Origin of the sequence: Micromonospora sp. M51 (genome assembly GCF_018070305.1) — a bacterium.
Taxonomy (GTDB): domain Bacteria; phylum Actinomycetota; class Actinomycetes; order Mycobacteriales; family Micromonosporaceae; genus Micromonospora; species Micromonospora parva.
On record NZ_JAGPXZ010000814.1, the window covers coordinates 1 to 2,589 of the forward strand.

Annotated in this window: 3 protein-coding genes; 2 read left to right on the forward strand and 1 reads right to left on the reverse strand. The window is 69.4% G+C overall.

Annotated features, from left to right (window positions below; genetic code table 11):
• Nucleotides 1-187 (forward strand): ATP-binding protein (locus KBX53_RS29190; protein WP_210862821.1); only part of this gene is annotated, 187 nt, incomplete at its 5' end.
• A gap of 125 nt (nt 188-312) precedes the next feature.
• Nucleotides 313-2,304 carry a cytochrome c oxidase subunit I gene (gene ctaD, locus KBX53_RS29195; RefSeq protein ID WP_210862823.1) on the forward strand — a complete coding sequence of 664 codons (1,992 nt, stop codon included), beginning with the start codon at nt 313-315 and terminating at the stop codon, nt 2,302-2,304.
• A gap of 96 nt (nt 2,305-2,400) precedes the next feature.
• Here the strand turns inward: ctaD and KBX53_RS29200 are convergent.
• Nucleotides 2,401-2,589, reverse strand: a 189-nt coding sequence (locus KBX53_RS29200; RefSeq protein ID WP_210862825.1) for an STAS domain-containing protein, incomplete at its 5' end; no start/stop codon positions are given.

The window sequence follows — 2,589 nt, forward strand, 5'->3', positions numbered from 1 at the left end:
CCTGCGCCGACCGTACCTGCACCTGGCGGTGGTGGACGGCAGCAGCGCCCAGGCGCGGGCGGGCGGCACGGACCTGCGCGCCGAGGGCGGACGCGGGCTGATGCTGGTCCGGGAGCTGGCCCAGCGGTGGGGCAGCGTGCCGGCCGGCCAGGGCAAGGCCGTCTGGGCGATGCTGCCGGCGACCTGACGGTTCGAGGCGCTTGCGCCCGGTACCAGCGTTCTGACCGAATTTACCGCTCTGGCCTGGTTACATGGTGCGAGGGTCGGGTAGGCACGCCCGTCCTTTCTGCCGTCACGACGGGGTGAGCAGCCATGCCCAAGCGGGTAACCACGGAACCCGGTCGCGATCGGGGCCCGGCGATCCTGGCACCGGCCCGGTTCGGGGGGTTCCCGGGAGCGGTACGGACACCGATCCCCGGCAACACCTTGATCAAGTTCCTGGCCACCACCGACCACAAGCAGATCGGCCTGTTGTACCTGCTGACCTCCTTCGGCTTCTACATACTGGCCGGCCTGGAGGCGATGATGATGCGGGCCGAGCTGGCCCGCCCGGGGATGCAGTTCCTCTCCCCCGAGCAGTACAACCAGCTCTTCACCTCACACGGCGCGGTGATGCTGCTGCTGTTCGCCACGCCCGCGGCCTTCGGGTTCGGCAACTACATCGTGCCGATCCAGATCGGCGCGCCGGACGTGTCGTTCCCCCGCCTCAACGCGCTGGCCTACTGGTTGTACCTGTTCGGCGGGCTGATGGTGATCGGCGGGCTGATCACACCGCAGGGCTCGGCCGACTTCGGCTGGACCGCCTACACCCCGCTGAGCAGCGTCGAGAACTCCCCCGGGGTGGGCGCGAACATGTGGGTGCTCGGCCTGGTCGTCTCCGGGCTCGGCACCATCCTCGGCGCGGTCAACCTGATCACCACGATCCTCACCCTGCGCGCGCCCGGCATGACCATGTTCCGGATGCCGCTGTTCACCTGGAACATGCTGTTCACCAGCCTGCTGGTGATCCTCGTCTTCCCGCTGCTGGCCGCCGCGTTGCTGGCGCTCTCCGCCGACCGGTTGCTCAACGCGCACGTGTACGACGCGGCCACCGGCGGCCCGATGCTCTGGCAGCACCTGTTCTGGTTCTTCGGCCATCCCGAGGTCTACATCATCGCGTTGCCGTTCTTCGGCATCATCACCGAGATCATTCCGGTGTTCTCCCGCAAGCCGCTGTTCGGCTACACCGGGATCGTGCTGGCCACCGTCGCCATCACCGTGCTGTCGATGACGGTGTGGGCGCACCACATGTTCGCCACCGGTCAGGTGCTGCTGCCGTTCTTCAGCATCCTGAGCTACCTGATCGCGGTGCCGACCGGCGTGAAGTTCTTCAACTGGATCGGCACCATGTGGAAGGGGCAACTCACCTTCGAGACGCCGATGCTGTTCGCCATCGGCTTCCTGGTCACCTTCCTGCTCGGCGGGCTCACCGGCGTCCTGCTGGCCAGCCCGCCGGTGGACTGGCACACCCACGACAGCTACTTCGTGGTGGCGCACTTCCACTACGTGGTGTTCGGCACCGTGGTCTTCGCCCTCTTCGGCGGCTACTACTTCTGGTGGCCGAAGATGACCGGGCGGCTGCTCGACGAGCGGCTCGGCAAGGCGCATTTCTGGACCATGTTCATCGGCTTCCACGGCACCTTCCTGGTGCACCACTGGCTGGGCAACGAGGGCATGCCCCGCCGGTACGCCGACTACCTGCCCACCGACGGGTTCACCACCCTGAACACGATCTCCACCGTCTTCGCGTTCATCCTCGGCCTGTCCACCCTCTTCTTCATCTACAACGCCTGGAAGTCCTGGCGGTACGGGGCGATGGTGACGGTGGACGACCCGTGGGGCTTCGGCAACTCCCTGGAGTGGGCCACCAGCTGCCCGCCGCCGCTGCGCAACTTCGACCGGATGCCCCGGATCCGCTCCGAGCGCCCCGCCTTCGACCTGAAGTACGGTCCGCTCGTCGCCGATCTCGGCCGCGACCTGCCGCAACGCACCACGAAACCGCCGCAGCAGTACCGCGACGAACTGCGGTTGGAACACCACGACCCGGAGTCGCCGGCCGCCGAGGGCGCGCACGGCGCCCGCGAAGCGGCCGACTACCAGCCGGCGCCGCGCTCCGGCGCGCGGCCGGTGGACGTGCCGGAGCCCGAGGGCGTCCGCCGGCCGAGCTTCGAGCAGAGCGACCCGCCGCAGGACGCCGAGGACGCGCCGAAGCCGCACGAGCGCTGGCGGCACCCGCACAGCGACGGCAACCCCGAAGAGCACTGACCACTGGTACGCGAGCAGCGGGGCCGACACCCAGCCGGGTGTCGGCCCTGCGCCTGTGCGGGTACCTGGTGCGTGCGGTGCGGGTACGTGGTGCGGTCAGTCCCGGGCCGGTGCCAGTCCGGCGGCGGTGAGCGAACGGCGTACCGCGGGCTGGACCCGGGTCAGCCGCAGCGGCACCCCGGTCCGCTCCGCGGCCTCCCGCCCGGCCATCAGCGCGGCGATCCCACCGGCGTCGAAGCCGCCCGCGCCGACCAGGTCGACGACCACCTCGCTGGGCTGACCGGT

Coding starts and splice junctions, on each gene's coding strand:
- ctaD (WP_210862823.1), top strand. CDS start 313: ATGCCCAAGCGGGTAACCACGGAACCCGGTCGCGATCGGGGCCCGGCG.